At 68.9% G+C, this 13,472-nt stretch carries 16 protein-coding genes; 2 read left to right on the plus strand and 14 right to left on the minus strand.

Annotated elements, in window-relative coordinates; genetic code table 11:
- Positions 1-134: 134 nt before the first annotated feature.
- From OSC30_RS01650 to OSC30_RS01715, 14 genes are all read right to left on the minus strand, one after another.
- On the minus strand, positions 135-488 hold the full coding sequence (locus OSC30_RS01650; protein ID WP_267170081.1) for a PilZ domain-containing protein: 354 nt from the start codon (positions 486-488) through the stop codon (positions 135-137).
- A 127-nt stretch (positions 489-615) separates the two neighbouring features.
- The gene (locus OSC30_RS01655; protein ID WP_267170082.1) at positions 616-1,545 is read right to left on the minus strand and encodes a PIG-L deacetylase family protein; all 930 of its coding nucleotides are present in this window, start codon (positions 1,543-1,545) and stop codon (positions 616-618) included.
- Positions 1,546-1,677: 132 nt separating this feature from the next.
- Entirely contained in the window at positions 1,678-2,613 is a 936-nt protein-coding gene (holB, locus tag OSC30_RS01660; protein WP_267170083.1) for a DNA polymerase III subunit delta', read from the minus strand.
- On the minus strand, positions 2,610-3,251 hold the full coding sequence (gene tmk / locus OSC30_RS01665) for a dTMP kinase (RefSeq protein WP_267170084.1): 642 nt from the start codon (positions 3,249-3,251) through the stop codon (positions 2,610-2,612). Before tmk ends, holB begins: the two co-directional genes overlap by 4 nt.
- Entirely contained in the window at positions 3,244-4,284 is a 1,041-nt protein-coding gene (mltG, locus tag OSC30_RS01670; protein WP_267170085.1) for an endolytic transglycosylase MltG, read from the minus strand. The genes tmk and mltG overlap by 8 nt, the downstream gene beginning before the upstream one ends.
- Before the next feature lie 122 nt (positions 4,285-4,406).
- On the minus strand, positions 4,407-5,216 hold the full coding sequence (gene pabC / locus OSC30_RS01675; protein ID WP_267170086.1) for an aminodeoxychorismate lyase: 810 nt from the start codon (positions 5,214-5,216) through the stop codon (positions 4,407-4,409).
- The gene (locus OSC30_RS01680) at positions 5,213-6,565 is read right to left on the minus strand and encodes an aminodeoxychorismate synthase component I (RefSeq protein ID WP_425474723.1); all 1,353 of its coding nucleotides are present in this window, start codon (positions 6,563-6,565) and stop codon (positions 5,213-5,215) included. The genes pabC and OSC30_RS01680 overlap by 4 nt, the downstream gene beginning before the upstream one ends.
- Entirely contained in the window at positions 6,562-7,851 is a 1,290-nt protein-coding gene (gene fabF / locus OSC30_RS01685) for a beta-ketoacyl-ACP synthase II (protein WP_267170088.1), read from the minus strand. The genes OSC30_RS01680 and fabF overlap by 4 nt, the downstream gene beginning before the upstream one ends.
- 224 nt (positions 7,852-8,075) lie before the next feature.
- Positions 8,076-8,315 (minus strand): acyl carrier protein, encoded by a 240-nt coding sequence (acpP, locus tag OSC30_RS01690; RefSeq protein WP_091336635.1) that lies wholly within the window; start codon positions 8,313-8,315, stop codon positions 8,076-8,078.
- Between the two features lie 195 nt (positions 8,316-8,510).
- On the minus strand, positions 8,511-9,254 hold the full coding sequence (gene fabG / locus OSC30_RS01695) for a 3-oxoacyl-ACP reductase FabG (RefSeq protein WP_267170089.1): 744 nt from the start codon (positions 9,252-9,254) through the stop codon (positions 8,511-8,513).
- 99 nt (positions 9,255-9,353) lie between these two features.
- Entirely contained in the window at positions 9,354-10,292 is a 939-nt protein-coding gene (fabD, locus tag OSC30_RS01700) for an ACP S-malonyltransferase (RefSeq protein ID WP_267170090.1), read from the minus strand.
- A 157-nt stretch (positions 10,293-10,449) separates the two neighbouring features.
- The gene (locus OSC30_RS01705) at positions 10,450-11,424 is read right to left on the minus strand and encodes a beta-ketoacyl-ACP synthase III (RefSeq protein ID WP_267170091.1); all 975 of its coding nucleotides are present in this window, start codon (positions 11,422-11,424) and stop codon (positions 10,450-10,452) included.
- A gap of 158 nt (positions 11,425-11,582) precedes the next feature.
- Positions 11,583-11,774 (minus strand): 50S ribosomal protein L32, encoded by a 192-nt coding sequence (rpmF, locus tag OSC30_RS01710; protein ID WP_091336642.1) that lies wholly within the window; start codon positions 11,772-11,774, stop codon positions 11,583-11,585.
- Between the two features lie 15 nt (positions 11,775-11,789).
- Positions 11,790-12,308: a YceD family protein gene (locus OSC30_RS01715; protein ID WP_425474718.1), complete on the minus strand. Its 519-nt coding sequence runs from the start codon at positions 12,306-12,308 to the stop codon at positions 11,790-11,792.
- Positions 12,309-12,421: 113 nt separating this feature from the next.
- Between OSC30_RS01715 and OSC30_RS01720 the strand changes: the two genes are divergently transcribed.
- On the plus strand, positions 12,422-12,880 hold the full coding sequence (locus tag OSC30_RS01720; RefSeq protein WP_425474719.1) for a hypothetical protein: 459 nt from the start codon (positions 12,422-12,424) through the stop codon (positions 12,878-12,880).
- Positions 12,877-13,455, plus strand: a complete 579-nt coding sequence (locus OSC30_RS01725; protein ID WP_267170092.1) for a Maf family protein — start codon at positions 12,877-12,879, stop codon at positions 13,453-13,455. The genes OSC30_RS01720 and OSC30_RS01725 overlap by 4 nt, the downstream gene beginning before the upstream one ends.
- Positions 13,456-13,472 lie beyond the last annotated feature (17 nt).

Here is a 13,472-nt window from a genome sequence, read left to right on the forward strand (position 1 = left end):
CCAAGTATTGCGAACGCGACAGTTATTGGTTAGCGACCCGCCGACCGGCCGGTTCTCGCAGGTTGCAGGTGAGCGTACGGCGAATGCCGGCGCGCGGCGCGATGCGTGCGCGGTATCCGCCGAACCCTGACGCGTTACATGGTATGCGTCGGACGCTCCGAACCGAGCACGCCGGCAAGGATGTTCTCGATGCGCTGGCGCGCCACCTCGGCATCACCCGATTCGTTGAAGTGCACGCCGATGCCGGCGGTGCGGTTGCCCTGGGCGCCGAGCGGACTGATCCAGGCCACCTTGCCCACCACCGACAGGCGCTCGGTCTCGTCCATCAGCGTGATCAGCAAAACCACCTCGTCGCCCAGCGCGTAGCGTTGCGCGGTTGGCGCGAACAGGCCGCCGTACTTGAGGAACGGCATGTACGCGTTGTACAGCGACGCGGCGTCCTTGATCTTCAGCGAGATGATGCCCTGGCGGGCGGCGGTGGGGGTCATGCTTGGGCTCCGGGACAACGGCCGGCTTCGGAGCCGGCAAGAGCATCGTAGCGAGCAGGGTGCGCCGGCGCAAAGCGGTGATCGCCCACCGCAACCGCATAGGGTGGGCTTCAGCCCACCTACGGACCTACAACTCGCACCAGCCCCAGCGGTCGAAGATCCACGGCGAGGGCACGTCCATGTCCAGCCGCGCGAAACACGGTGCCGTGGGCACTTCGGCCAGGCGCCAGCGGCCCTGCCCGTCCTGCTGCAGCGGCGCATCGGCCCAGGGCCAGTGGCGCACGCCATCGGGACTGGCGATGGTCAACCGCAGTTGCGAGCGCCAGGCCTTGGGGTGCCAGGGCAGCCCGCCGGCCTCGCGATCGGCAGGAGGCCGGGCGACGCGTTCGTAGCGCTCGGGGCGATCGGTCAGCCGCCGCATGCGGCCCGCGCTCAGCGCCATCTGGCTGCCATGCGCCGAAAGAGCGGCAAGCTTGGCCGCGTGGCGCTCGGCAGCGTCGGGCAGGGCGACGTCGTCGGTCATCTCCCCGCGGCCGTGAACCAGATAGCCGAGCAACAGCGGCGGCTCGGCACCCCAGTCGGCCAGCGCCAGCCGCGTCAGCACGTGCGCGCTGCCGTGGTCTGGATGGCGGTCGGACAAGGCAGGCAGGGCGACCACGTTGGGCTGGAAGCGGGCCAGTTCCGCGACCAGGCGCGCGCGCGCCATCGAGGCGTCCTCGCGAACCAGTGTGGTCAGACCCATGTCCGCCCAGCCCATCGCGTGCAGTGCGCTGAAAGGCACGTCCAGGCGCCGCAACGCCTCGGCAACCTCGCCGCGGCGGCGCCGGCCCCAGCGCGCGCGTTCGGCATCGCCGATGCGCACGCGGCGCTCGAGCCACCGTTGTGGCCAGGGGTTGTCGTCGCCATCGGTAAGCAGCAACACGCACACTTCGCCGCCTGCCGCACGCACGAGTTGCAGCAGTTCGCCGGTGCCGATGGTTTCGTCGTCGGGATGCGGCGCCACGACCAATAGGCGGGTGCGCGCGTCGGGGCTGTACAGCTCCGGGCTCAACGGCATGTCGTGGCGCCTCCCGCGCCGGGATGTGGTGATCGCCCGGCCGGTGGAAACGGCGGGCGATCGTGGCGCGCAGCTTGCCGCAGCGCGCGTTCGTACAACGTGTAGCGCAGACGGAATCCGCGTGGCATGGGCTCAGCGCCAGTCGGCGAGCAACTCTAGCAGCAGAAGGTCCCCGCGCAGCGGGCCGCGCAGCGTGTCGCGCGTGCGGTTGGCGGCGGCGAACCAGTCCGCCAGCGCCTCGGCGTCGAGCTGGCTGCCGAGCACCGCGGCCGTGCCGGCCGCGCGCGCGCGCGCCTCGTCGACGGCCGCCTGCGCCGCGAACCACAGGCACTGCTCGGGTTCGGCATCCAGCCAGCGACGTGCCACTTCCATCGGCTCGGCGCGACCGGCGGACAGTGCGGCCAGATCCTTGCGCACGGCCTGCCGGCGCGCCAGCGCACCCTGCTCGGCCCAGGCCCGCGCGAGCCCCGGATTGCCACCGGCCGCCTCCAGCGCGACCGCCGGCTCGGCCACGCCCTGTGCGCTCAGCCAGGCCATCGCGTCGGCTTGCGAGGGCAGCTGGAACTCGATGCGCTGGCAACGGCTGCGGATCGTTTGCGGCAGTCGCCAGGGCGCATCGGCCACCAGCAGCAACAAGGTCTGCGGCGAAGGTTCTTCCAGCGTCTTGAGCAGTGCGTTGGCCGCCGCCGCGTTCATGGCATCGGCCGGATCGATCACCACCACCTGCCAGCCGCCGAACTGGCTGGCCATCGCCAGCCGCGCGGACAACTCGCGGACCTGGTCCACCACGATCTCCTTGCGCTGCACGCCGTCCTTGCGCAGGCCGTAGCTGATGGTGACGAAATCCGGATGGGTGCCGGCCTCGAGCAGCAGGCAGGTACGGCACTGGCCACAAGCCTCGCCCTCGTGCGAGCGCTCGCACAGCAGGCCACGCACGAAGCGCTGCAGGAACGCGCGCTTGCCCAGACCGGCCGGGCCGCACAACAGCATCGCGTGCGGCATCGCTCCGCGACCCAGGCGCGATTGCAGCCGTTGCCAGTGTGGCTCGTGCCAGCTCGGCGTGGTCATGCCGCGTGTCCCGCCAGCAGCGGCGCCAGTGCCGCGATGGCCGCTTGCAACACTGCCTCCGCCGATTGGCCGGCGTCGATCAGGCGGAAGCGCCTAGGCTCCGCCGCGGCGCGCGCGCGGTAGCTGGCACGCACGCGCTCGAAGAAGGCATCGGCTTCGGTTTCGATGCGGTCGGCCTCGCCGCGTCCGGCGGCGCGCGCGCGACCGGTGGCCACCGGCAGGTCGAGCAGCAGGGTCAGGTCCGGCGCCAGACCGGCGCAGGCCCAGCGTTCCAGTTCGGCGATGCGCTCCAGCGGCTGGCCGCGGCCAGCGCCCTGGTAGGCGTAGCTGGCATCGACGTAGCGGTCGCACAGCACCCACCGCCCGGCCGCCAGCGCCGGTGCGATCGTTTCGCGCACCAGTTGGGCGCGCGAGGCGAACATCAGCAGCAGTTCGGTTTCCGCCGCCATGGCTCGCGCGTGCGGGTCCAGCACGATCGCGCGCACCGCCTCGCCCACCGGCGTACCACCCGGCTCGCGGGTCTGCACCAGTTCGATGCCCTGCCCCGCGATGTGCGCGCGCAGACCGGCCAGCAAGGTGCTCTTGCCGGCGCCTTCGCCGCCCTCGAGCGAGATGAAGTGTCCGCGCCGGTCAGTCATGACAGCGCTTCAACTGGTAGCAGGCGACGTTGCGATTGTGTTCGGCCAGCGAGCTGGCGAACACGTGGCGCCCATCGCCGCGCGCCACGAAGTACAGCGCCCTGCCCGGCGCCGGGTGCAGCGCGGCCTGGATCGCCGGACGGCCCGGCAACGCGATCGGCGTGGGCGGCAGGCCCGCATGCAGGTAGGTGTTGTATGGCGTGTCGGTGGTCAGGTCGCTGCGCCGGATGTTGCCGGCATAGGCCTGTCCCATGCCGTAGATCACGCTGGGGTCGGTCTGCAGCAGCATGTGCTTTTCGAGCCTGCGCACGAACACGCCGGCGATCTTCGAGCGCTCCTCGGCGCGGCCGGTTTCCTTTTCCACGATCGAAGCGAGGATCAGCGCCTCGTAGGGCGATGCCAGCGGCAGGTCCCTGGCGCGCTTGGGCCAGAGGTCGGCCAGCGTGCGTGCCATGGCCTCGTGGGAGCGCTTGAGGATGTCCAGGTCGCTGTCGCCTTTGACGTAGGCGTAGGTCTCGGGCAGGAAGCGGCCCTCCGGCATTTCGCCAGCCACGCCGATGCGGCGCATCACTTCGGCATCATCCAGCGCAGCGCCCTCGTGGCGTAGCGTGACGATCTTCGACAGCGCGTCACGCAATTGCTGGAAGGTCCAGCCATCGACGATGGTGAAATCGTGCTGCAGGACCCGTCCTTCCGCCATGAGGTCGAGCAACCGGCCCGGCGTGAGGCCGGGATCGAGCGCGTATTCGCCCGCATGGAGCCGGTCGGCCACGCGCATGCGCTCGGCGAGCACGCGCCAGTACAGCGACGGAGCATGGGTGAGGCCGCGCGCGCGCAACTGCGCGACGATGCCGCGCAGGCTGCTGCCGCGCTCCACGTCGAACGTCTGGCGTTGCGGGCCGATCGCGAGCGGCGTGCGGGCGAATCGCTCGAAGTCGTACCAGGCCGCTACCGCCGCAGCCAGCACTGCCAACAGCACGATCCACGCCAGGATGCGCCCGACAGCGCTTCCTTTCCTTTTCCTGCGCCCCATCGGCCGCTCCACCAGGATGATCCGGTCAATTCTACGCAGGCCTCATCGACTCTGTCTGTCTGGAAGGGGCGACGCACCGCACGCCTGGCACCCCGGCTCGCGTCCGCGGAATCGGATCGAGCCTAAAAGCCCAGTTCGCGCCAATGCGCCTGCAACGCGCGGGCAACCGGCCCGACCGCAAAGGCACGGGCGTCCAGTTCGCGGACAGGCAGGATGCCGCGCACGCTGGAGGACAGGAACAACTCGTCGGCGCGGCGCAGCTCTTCCAGCGGAATCGAGCGCACCTGCGCATGCGGCCAGGCGGCCAGCACCTCGGCCCGGCCCACGCCGGCGACGCCGCAACGGTCCACTGCCGGGGTGGCGAGCATCTTGCCGGACACCGCGAACAGGTTCGCCGACGTCGCCGAGATGGCCAGGCCGTCGGCATCGCAAAGCAGTCCCTCGGTGATCGCCGGATCGTCCCACTCGGCGCGCGCCAGCACCTGCTCCAGGCGATTGAGGTGCTTGAGGCCGGCAAGCAGCGGTTGTGCCGCCAGCGAGGTGGCGCACAGGCGCACGCGGATGCCGTCGGCCTGCGCGGCATCGTCGGGCGGCGGCGGGTCGAAGGCGGCGACGATGCGCGTCGGCTGCGGCTGCGCGGGCGGCTTGTAGCCGCGTGCGCCTTCACCGCGCGTGAGCGTGACCCGCACCACCGCCCCGGACATGTCCCGCGACACGGCGCGTGCTTCGTCCAGCAGCATCGCCGGACCCGGCATCGGCAACCCCAGCCGGCGGCAACCCTCCTCCAGCCGCTGCATGTGGCGCGCCCACAAGGGGGCGTCGGCGCCCACGAAACGGATCGTCTCGAACAACCCGTCGCCGTAGCCGAGCCCGCGATCCAGCGCCGACACCTGGCCACGCATCCGCCCGTCGATCAGCATGCGGGCGATCAACCGGACGCTCCCAGTGCACGCAACAGACCGCGCGCCTTGGCGCGAGTCTCGTCCAGTTCCCTGTCCGCCTCCGAGTCGGCCACGATGCCGGCGCCGGCACGAAAGCTCACGTCAGGGCCGACCTGGGCGAGCGTGCGGATCAGGATGTTGAGATCCAGCTCCCCGCTGCGGTCGAGGTAGCCCAGAGCGCCGGTGTAGGCGCCGCGCGGGGCATCCTCCAGCGCGGCGATGATTTCCATGCAGCGCACCTTGGGACAACCGGTGATCGTGCCGCCCGGAAAGGTCGCGGCAATCACCTGCCCTGGTGTCACCCCCTCGCGCAGGCGCCCGCGCACGTTGGAGACGATGTGGTGCACGTGGGCGTAGCTTTCCACCACCATCAACTCATCCACCTCGACCGAACCGGGCGTGCAGACCCGGCCCAGGTCGTTGCGCTCGAGGTCGATCAGCATGACGTGTTCGGCGCGCTCTTTCGGATGCGCGGCCAGTTCGCGGATGCGTGCCGCGTCGTCGTCACCGGCCAGGCGCGGGCGAGTGCCGGCGATGGGGCGTGTCTGCGCGACGCCGTCGCGCACTTCGACCAGCCGCTCCGGCGAGGAGCTGGCGATTGCCCAACCCGGCTGTTGCATCAAACCCGCGAACGGCGCCGGATTGGCAGCGCGCAACGCTCCGTACAAGGCCGCTGGCACGGGCGGCTGTGCATAGCGCGCGCGCCAGGCCCGCGAGAGGTTGGCCTGGAAGAGGTCGCCGGCATGCAGGTGCTCTTGGATGCATGCGACACCATCAAGGAAGCGCTCGGGCGCGTCCTCCTCGATCACCGTAGGCGGTAGGATCGCAGGGATCGCAGACGACACGGCGAGGTCAGCCTCCACCAGATCGAGCAGATGCCCGTGTCCTTCCTCGGCCACCAGCCAGGTGCACTGAGCCGCATGGTCGACGATCGCCGCCACCGGACAACGCAACGCGAATGCGACCGGCATATCGTGGCCGGCACGGAGGCGCAGGCGAGGCTCGATCTCGCCGGCCAGTTCGTACGCTAGCAGCAGCACCCAGCCACCGTGGAAAGGCAATCCGTCGATGTGCGCAGCCACGCGTTCGGCCTGCCAGGCGGCATCGAGTGCAGCGAGGAAGCCGCCCCCGTCCTGGGGCTGCTGGGCGCCGTGGAGCGCGCCGTCTGCGGACAGCATCAGCGCCTCGCGCGGAAAGGCGAACAGAATGTCGTAGCGTGCCTGCGCGCTGCCGTGCAGCACGCTCTCGAGCAGGCAGGGATAGCGGTCCGGAAACGCAGCGGCCGGCGCGAGCAGGTCGCGCCGGCCGCCGGGCAGGCGGCGCCGGTGGGTCACGTTCAGACGCGACGGAAGACGAGCGTGCCGTTGGTGCCGCCGAAACCGAACGAGTTCGACATGGCAACCTCGATGCCGGCCGGTTCGGCCTTGTTCGGCACCAGGTCCATGCCGAGCGCTGCGACTTCCGGATCCACGTCGACCAGGTTCATGGTCGGCGGCAGCACGCCTTCGCGCAGCGCCATGATCGAGAAGATCGCCTCCACGCCACCCGCCGCGCCGAGCAGATGCCCGGTGACCGACTTGGTGGAGCTGACCGCGAACTTGCCCTTCTGCGTGGCATGGTCGCCGAACACGTTGCGGATCGCCTTGGCCTCGCCCAGGTCGCCTACCTGGGTCGAGGTGCTGTGCGCGTTGACGTACTGCACCTGCGACGGTTGCAGCTGCGCGTCATGGAGCGCGTTGCGCATGGCCAGCTCCGCGCCCTCGCCGCTCGGGGCGGTGATGTGGTACGCGTCGCCGCTCATACCGAAACCGCTCAGCTCGGCCAGGATGTTGGCGCCGCGCGCCTTGGCGAATTCGTATTCCTCGAGCATCAGCATGCCCGCGCCGTTGGACAGCAGGAAGCCGTCGCGACCGGTGTCCCAAGGGCGACTGGCGTGGGTGGGGTCATCGTTGCGCGTGGACATAGCCTTGGCCGAGCAGAAGCCCGCCATCGCTGTCGGCGTGGTGGCGAACTCGGCGCCGCCGGCCAGCATTGCGTCGGCGTCGCCGTACTGGATCAGGCGCATCGCCATGCCGATATTGTGTGCGGCGGTGGTACAGGCCGAAACCAAGGCAATGTTCGGGCCCTTGATGCCGTGGTAGATCGACAGGTTGCCGGCGACCATGTTGATGATCGAGCTGGGCACGTAGAACGGCGAGACCTTGCGCGGCCCCTTTTCCGCCAGCTCCAGCGCGGTCGATTCGATGGTGTGCAGCCCGCCGATGCCGGCGCCCGCGGCGATGCCGATACGAGCGGCGTTACGGCCGTCGATCACCAACCCCGACTGGCGCAGCGCATGAGTACCCGCCACGATGCCGTAGTGGATGAACGGGTCCATCCGCTTGAAGTCCTTGGCGATCGCCCGCCGCTCGTCGTCGGGCGTGTCGGTACCGGCGAAATAGGCCTCCACCGGGTCGAAGTCGTGGACTTCGCCAGCGATACGTGTGGCGTAAGCGCTGGCATCGAAACTGGTCACCGGACCGATGCTGCTATTGCCCTCGACCACATTCTTCCAAGCGGTGGCGATGTCGTTGCCGACCGGCGAGATGATTCCCATGCCGGTCACTACCACACGTCGCTTGCTCATGCTGATGTTCCTTACGTGATTGCGTGGATCCGCCGCCGATGGCGGCCGTCCCGCGCGGATCGCGGACATGCGCCCCGCTTCGCCGGCGGGCGTCGTATCCACCATACGGTATCGGACGTTTCAAAGGCAGAAACGAAAACTGCGCCAAGGTGGCGCAGCTTTCAGTATCGCCGCGTGAACGGAAACCGCGCCGCCAGGGGCGCGGAGACCCGCCACGAAACCGATCAGTCCTTGGTGTGGGCCTTGATGTAGTCGACGGCCTGCTGCACGGTGGTGATCTTCTCGGCTTCCTCGTCGGGAATCTCGGTCTCGAACTCTTCCTCGAGGGCCATCACCAGTTCCACCGTGTCCAGCGAATCGGCGCCCAGGTCGTCCACGAACGAAGCGTTCGCCGTGACTTCATCTTCTTTCACGCCCAGCTGCTCGATGACGATCTTTTTGACGCGCTCTTCGATGGTGCTCATGTTGCCAAACCTCCCAAGGGGTGTGCTTTTTTTGTCGGGCCGGCACGGGTCCGGCAAAGGCCGGCGAATTGTAGTGGGTAAGCGGCCAGGCCGCCATTGCCACGCCGGCAGGGTCGGGACGCGCAGGCTTTCGGGCCGGCGCGAAAGGTCGATTGTCGCCTAAAAACGAGTCCTTGGCGACAACCGTGCCATACGTCAGGGCATGTACATGCCGCCGTTGACGTGCAGCGTTTCGCCGGTGATGTACGCGGCGGCGGGCGATGCAAGGAAGCCGACGGCCTTGGCGATGTCGCTCGCCTCGCCCAGCCGGCCCAGCGCGATCTGTCCCAGCAACGCCTGCTTCGACTCCTCCGGCAGCGCGCGCGTCATGTCGGTATCGATGAAACCGGGCGCGACCACGTTGACGGTGATGCCGCGCGTGCCGATCTCGCGCGCCAGCGACTTGGAGAACGCGATGATGCCCGCCTTGGCGGCCGCGTAGTTGGCCTGCCCCGGGTTGCCGGTCAGGCCGATCACCGAGGCGATCGAGATGATGCGGCCCTTGCGCGCCTTCATCATGCCGCGCATCACCGCCTTGGAGGTGCGGTAGACCGAGGTGAGGTTGGTGTCGATGATCGCCTGCCAGTCCTCGTCCTTCATGCGCATCAGCAACTGGTCGCGGGTGATGCCGGCGTTGTTGACCAGGATCGAGACCGCACCGAACTCCTTGGCCGTGGCGTCGATCAGGCCTTCGACCGCAGCGCCGTCGGTCACGTCCAGCACGCGGCCATGACCACCGTGGGCGGCCAGGCGCTCGCCAATGGCCTTGGCGCCATTCTCGCTGGTGGCCGTGCCGATCACGGTGGCGCCCATGGCCGCCAGCTCGTCGGCGATCGCCGCGCCGATGCCGCGGCTGGCGCCGGTGACCAGCGCGATTTCTCCTTGCAGCGTGTTGCTCATCGTCATGCCTTTTTTAAGGAAACCGAAAGATAGCCAAGTACCCGTAGGGTGGGCTTCAGCCCACCATCCCGGTACGACAGCGGCGGGCTCAAGCCCACCCTACGCAAGCGCGGATTCCAGCTCGGCCGGCGCGCCGATGGCACGCGCATCCAGGCCTTTGTCGATGCGCTTGATGAGGCCCGAAAGCACCTTGCCCGGCCCGCATTCGAGCACGCGGGTGGCGCCGTTGCCGGCAAGCGCCTGCACGCATTCGGTCCAGCGCACCGGCAGGTAGAGTTGCCGCTGCAGCGCGCCGCGGATCTCCTGCACGCTGCCGTAGCTGCGCGCCTCGGCGTTCTGTACCACGGGGATGCCGGGCGGCGACCACTCGATCGTGGCCATGCGTTCGCCGAGCCTGTCGGCCGCCTCACGCATCAACGCGCAATGCGAAGGCACCGACACGGCCAGCTTGACCGCCTTCCTCACGCCCAGCTCGCCGAGCTTCGCCAGCGCACGGTCGACCGCTTCGGCATTGCCTGCAATAACCAGCTGGCCCGGAGAGTTGTAGTTGGCCGGCGAGACCACCTGGCCCTGCGCGACCTCTTCGCACACCTGCGCGATCTGCGCGTCATCGCCGCCCAGGATCGCCGCCATCGCGCCCACGCCCGACGGCACGGCCGCCTGCATCAGGCGGCCGCGCTCGGCCACCAGCGCGGCCGCGTCATGCAGCGACAACGCACCGGCACAGACCAGCGCGCTGTACTCACCCAGGCTGTGGCCCGACAGCTGCGCGGGACGCGCGCCCCCAAGCTTCGCCCATACGCGCCACACCGCCACGCTCGCGGCCAGCAGCGCGGGCTGGGTGTTCTCGGTCCGATTGAGCTGATCCTCTGGACCCTGCTGGCTGAGTTGCCACAGGTCCGCGCCGGCACCCTCGGAGGCTTCCTCGAAGGTCGCCCGCACATCCGCGTGCGCGGCGGCCAGCTCGGCCAGCATGCCGACCGATTGCGAACCCTGGCCGGGGAAGACGAAGGCGAGCGAAGCGGAGGTGTCAGTCATCGAGGGGTATCCAAAGCAAAGAAGCGATGATGCCAGCAGCCGCGCGCGTACGCAGCCGTATAGGGCATGTGTCGCGACTGGCGGACTGTTTCGCAGGAACTTTCCCCGGAAACGACGATGCCGCCCGAAGGCGGCATCGCGTCAGGGCTTTCCGGACTCAGTAGCGCAACAACGCCGAAGCCCAGGTGAAGCCGCCACCGAAGGCTTCCAGCAGCAGGTTCTGGCCACGCTGCACCTTGCCCGAACGCACTGCATAGTCGAGTGCCAGCGGCACCGAGCCCGACGAGGTGTTGGCATGCTTGTCGACGGTCACGATAACCTGATCCATCGACATGTTGAGCCGCTTGGCGGTGGCCTCGATGATGCGCAGGTTAGCCTGGTGCGGAATCAGCCAGTCCAGTTGCGACGCCTCCATGCCGGCGGCCTGCAGGGTCTGCTCGACCAGCGAGTCGAGCGTCTTGACCGCGACCTTGAACACCTCGCGGCCGGCCATCTTGATGCGCACGCCATGGTTGGGCTCGTCACGGAAGCCGACAGAGACGCCGACCGGGTTCCACAGCAGTTCCTTGAAGCCGCCGTCGGCATGCATGCAGGTGGCATAGATACCGGGCTCGTCGCTGGCTTCCAGCACCACCGCGCCGGCGCCGTCGCCAAACAGCACGCAGGTTTCGCGCTCGGTCCAGTCGATCATGCGGGTCAGCGTCTCGGCGCCGATCACCAGCACCTTCTTCGACTGCCCGCTGCGGATGAATTTGTCGGCAATGCCCAGCGCATAGACGAAGCCCGAACAGGCGGCGTTGACGTCGAACGCGGCACAGCCGTTGGCGCCCAGGCGGTTCTGCACCAGGCAGGCGGTGGACGGGAAGATGAGGTCGGGCGTGGTGGTGCCCAGTACGATCAGGTCCAGCTCGGACGCCTTGACGCCAGCCGCTTCCAGCGCACGCTGGGCGGCGAGCAGGGACAGGTCGCCGGTGGTCTGGCCTTCCGCCGCGACGTGGCGCTGGCGGATGCCGGTGCGGCTGCGGATCCATTCATCGCTGGTCTCGACGAACTTTTCCAGATCGGCGTTGCTCAGCACGCGCTCGGGCAGCGCGCTGCCGGTGCCGGTGATGCGGGCATAAATCGAAGCCATGGGGCTGTCCATCTGCAAGCGGGGGCGATGGCTTCTTTGGCCCGGTGGCTTCTGCCGCCCAGGTCCAGCCGCGCCGGATCCGCAACGTTACGTTCGCGGACGCCGAAACGCAAAGCGGCGCGTCGCCGCGCCGCTTTGCTGCGTCCGGTGGATGGCGCTTATTCGGCGTCGACGGCCGCGGCGGTGTCGATCACCTTCTTGCCACGGTAGTAGCCGTCCTTGGTGACGTGGTGGCGCAGATGTACCTCGCCGCTGGTCGGGTCGGTCGCCAGCTGCACGGTCTTGAGCTTGTCGTGCGAACGACGCATGCCGCGGGTGGACGGGGTCTTGCGGCTCTTGGCAACGGCCATGGTGTATCTCCAGCTTCAATCGTTGTGCTTGAGTTCGCGAAGGACCGCGAACGGGTTGTCGGTACGTTCCGATGCGGGTTCGGGTGAACCCGCATCGGTCACTTCGGGTGGCAGGCTGCTGTCCGGATTGACCGGCACCAGCGGCAACGCCAACAGCAATTCGTCCTCGATCACGTCCGCCAGGTTCAGCTTGCCGTCCTCGTCGACCAGCAGCGGCTCGCAACCGGGCGGCAGGGCCGCCTCCTCGCGTTCGCTGCGGATCAGGCCGAGCCGGCCGTCCACTTCCAGCGGCAGCACGAACGGTTCCAGCGTACGCTGACAGGTCAACGTCAGCGGTGCCTCGACGTGCAACTGGAGGTAGGCCGTACCGAACTCGTCGCGACCGAAATCCAGCGCGTACTGCGCCGCCCCTTCGTTGCCGGCCAGCATCCCGCACAGGCGGGACATGGCGGCCACGGGAAGCGTCCCGGTAAACGAACGCCGCGCCGAGACCATGCGCCAAGCGTCCACGGACTCTGGCAGTGTCACGGACATAATCGCGAAATCTTAAGGTCCGGCGCGGGTGCAAGTCAACCGCGCCATGACGGGCTTTGCCTGCCGGCGGGACTGCGGCAGACTGCCCTTCCGACTGTCACCGGCTCCCTATTGTGCCCGTTACCCTCGCCTTCGGCCTTGCCGCGATGTTCCTGCTGCTGGTGGGCGCAGGCGCATTCGTGCTGCTGGGCCGCCGTCGGCGGCTGGACCAGCGCAGCGACAGCATGCTGCGGTTGCTTGAACTGGCCGACCAGTTGGAGGCCGACCTGAAGACCTGCCGCAACGGGCTCAAGCAGGCCCATGCGGTGATGTCGCTCAATCCCGACCAACCCGCGGCCGGCGAGCAGGAGGCCACCCAGGCGATCGACGCCGGCCTGCGCTCGCTGCTGCAGCAGCGGCTGTGGATTCGCGACTGCGCGCCCGATGCCAGCCAGCAGGGGCTGGACGAGGCCGCCGCGGACATGAGCCAGACCCGCGCCCGGCTGCGCCCGCTGGTAAACGCGCTGGAACGGGCGCACCACGACCTGGACGACGCCATGCGCGAGCACATCCGCCGCGAATCGGACGTATGACGCGGCTGGTACTGGGTTCCACCTCGCGCTACCGCGCGGAACTGCTGCGCCGGCTGGTGGACGACTTCGACCAGCGCGCGCCCGGCACCGATGAAACCCTGGCTCCCGGCGAGACCCCGGTCGAGGGCGCCCTGCGCCTGGCCATCGCCAAGGCCGAGGGCGCCGCCAGCGGACTGGCCGATGCCCTGGTGATCGGCTCGGACCAGATCGCCGAGCTCGACGGCCATGCGCTGGGCAAGCCCGGCAGCGCCGATGCCGCGCAGGCCCAGTTGGCCGCCTGTGCGGGCCGCGAGGTGCGCTTCCATACGGGGCTGTGCGTGTTCGATACCCGCGACGGGCGCCGGCGCACGCACCTGGACACCACGCGCGTGCAGTTCCGGCCGCTCGCGGACGCCGAGATCGCTCGATACGTGGCGCGCGAGCAGCCGCTGGACTGCGCCGGCAGCTTCAAGTGCGAGGGCCTGGGCGTTGCTTTGTTCGAGCGCATCGACAGCAGCGACCCTACCGCGCTGGTGGGTTTGCCGTTGATCGCACTGGCACGGCTGCTGCGCGAAGCAGGCCTGGCCATCCCCTGAACCGTAGGGTGGGCTTC

The sequence above is a fragment of the Frateuria hangzhouensis genome (genome assembly GCF_026410505.1).
GTDB lineage: Bacteria > Pseudomonadota > Gammaproteobacteria > Xanthomonadales > Rhodanobacteraceae > Frateuria_A > Frateuria_A hangzhouensis.

Bases quoted from the DNA above. Each gene is read 5' to 3' on its own strand.
- OSC30_RS01650 (WP_267170081.1), bottom strand. From the start codon at position 488: ATGACCCCCACCGCCGCCCGCCAGGGCATCATCTCGCTGAAGATCAAG.
- OSC30_RS01655 (WP_267170082.1), bottom strand. From the start codon at position 1,545: ATGCCGTTGAGCCCGGAGCTGTACAGCCCCGACGCGCGCACCCGCCTA.
- holB (WP_267170083.1), bottom strand. From the start codon at position 2,613: ATGACCACGCCGAGCTGGCACGAGCCACACTGGCAACGGCTGCAATCG.
- tmk (WP_267170084.1), bottom strand. From the start codon at position 3,251: ATGACTGACCGGCGCGGACACTTCATCTCGCTCGAGGGCGGCGAAGGC.
- mltG (WP_267170085.1), bottom strand. From the start codon at position 4,284: ATGGGGCGCAGGAAAAGGAAAGGAAGCGCTGTCGGGCGCATCCTGGCG.
- fabF (WP_267170088.1), bottom strand. From the start codon at position 7,851: ATGAGCAAGCGACGTGTGGTAGTGACCGGCATGGGAATCATCTCGCCG.
- acpP (WP_091336635.1), bottom strand. From the start codon at position 8,315: ATGAGCACCATCGAAGAGCGCGTCAAAAAGATCGTCATCGAGCAGCTG.
- fabG (WP_267170089.1), bottom strand. From the start codon at position 9,254: ATGAGCAACACGCTGCAAGGAGAAATCGCGCTGGTCACCGGCGCCAGC.
- fabD (WP_267170090.1), bottom strand. From the start codon at position 10,292: ATGACTGACACCTCCGCTTCGCTCGCCTTCGTCTTCCCCGGCCAGGGT.
- OSC30_RS01705 (WP_267170091.1), bottom strand. From the start codon at position 11,424: ATGGCTTCGATTTATGCCCGCATCACCGGCACCGGCAGCGCGCTGCCC.
- rpmF (WP_091336642.1), bottom strand. From the start codon at position 11,774: ATGGCCGTTGCCAAGAGCCGCAAGACCCCGTCCACCCGCGGCATGCGT.
- OSC30_RS01715 (WP_425474718.1), bottom strand. From the start codon at position 12,308: ATGTCCGTGACACTGCCAGAGTCCGTGGACGCTTGGCGCATGGTCTCG.
- OSC30_RS01725 (WP_267170092.1), top strand. From the start codon at position 12,877: ATGACGCGGCTGGTACTGGGTTCCACCTCGCGCTACCGCGCGGAACTG.